Consider the following 1410-nt stretch of genomic DNA (forward strand, 5'->3'; position numbering starts at 1 on the left):
CAATCTTTCCAGCCCGTGGAAATCGCCGCGAACGTTCCGTTAAAAACCATAGCGGCCCTAGCGGAAAGAAAAAACACCCTTCCTGGAGTTTCATGGCTTAGTAAGCCGATTAGAAATTATGAGGATTCGGGAAGCCTAGCCCATGTTTTAGGCTATGTCGGAGACATTACCAGAGACGAATTGACGTCCCTTTACAACCAAGGTTACCAGCAGGGAGACGTAATCGGCAAATCGGGAATTGAAAAGCAGTACGACGAGCTTTTAAAGGGAAAAGAGGGCAGGGAAATAAGGACGGTAGACGTAAGGGGCAGGCGTATCGCGGGAAGCGAAAACGTGCGCATTCCGCCCGAATCCGGCAAAAATCTCGTGTTAACAATAGATTACAACCTTCAGTCTCTTGTTGAAAAAGCGCTGGGACCGCGCATTGGAACCGCCATTGTCATGCGTCCTTCCACGGGGGAAATACTCGCGTTGGTTTCTTATCCGTGGTACGACCCCAACATCTTTTCAGACGGGCTAAGCACAGGTTACAGGGCGCTTGCCGAAGATCCAAACAAACCTTTCTTAAACCGCGCCATCCAATCCAGTTACGCGCCCGGTTCGACTTTTAAGGTCGTATTAACAACCGGTATCTACGCCGAAAAATCTTTTCCGCCGGAACAGACCATTCTTTGCCGAGGACTACTTAATTTCGGAAACCGCGACTGGCTGTGCCATATAAAGCCTCCCGGACACGGCAGATTAAACCTTCACAACGCTTTGGCGCAATCATGTAACATTTATTACATGACGGCCGGCAGGGATTATCTTGGGCCTGAAAGAATCGCGTTATACGCAAAAGAATACGGTTACGGCGAATTAACAAATGTCGATCTTCCCGGTGAAATAGCGGGATTTATCCCGAACCCGCAGTGGAAAGAACGCAGGTTCCACGAAAGATGGGTCGCGGGTGACACGATGAATATGTCCATAGGGCAGGGTTTTACATTGCTTACCCCCATTCAAATGGCGGATATGGTATGCATGGTTGTAAACGACGGAAAAATTTACAAACCCCACGTGTTAAAAGAAGTCCGCGATCCCGTGTCGGGCGCGGTTGAAAGAAGTATAAGGCCTTCCGTGTTACACGAAAGCAAGATATCGCCTGAAGTTTTCGAATCGGTACGCCGTGATATGAGAAACGTAATCACGAGCGGAACGGCGCAGTATCCTTTGAACATTAAATCGGTGCAGATAGCGGGGAAGACGGGAACCGCCGAAGTCGGATTCTTGGACAGATGGCATTCATGGTTTACCGCTTTCGCGCCTTATGACAACAGGAACGCGGAAAACGCGATTGTTCTTACAGTAATTGTAGAGGCGGCGAACAAATGGGAATGGTGGGCTCCTTACGCGTCGGCGATAATTTTT

General features: G+C 49.1%; 1 protein-coding gene. It reads left to right on the plus strand.

Annotation, left to right across the window (positions count from 1 at the left end):
- Positions 1 to 1410 (plus strand): penicillin-binding protein 2 (gene mrdA / locus ACYVTD_RS12575; RefSeq protein WP_461248095.1); only part of this gene is annotated, 1410 nt, incomplete at both ends.

Source organism: Treponema sp. R6D11 (assembly GCF_054786075.1).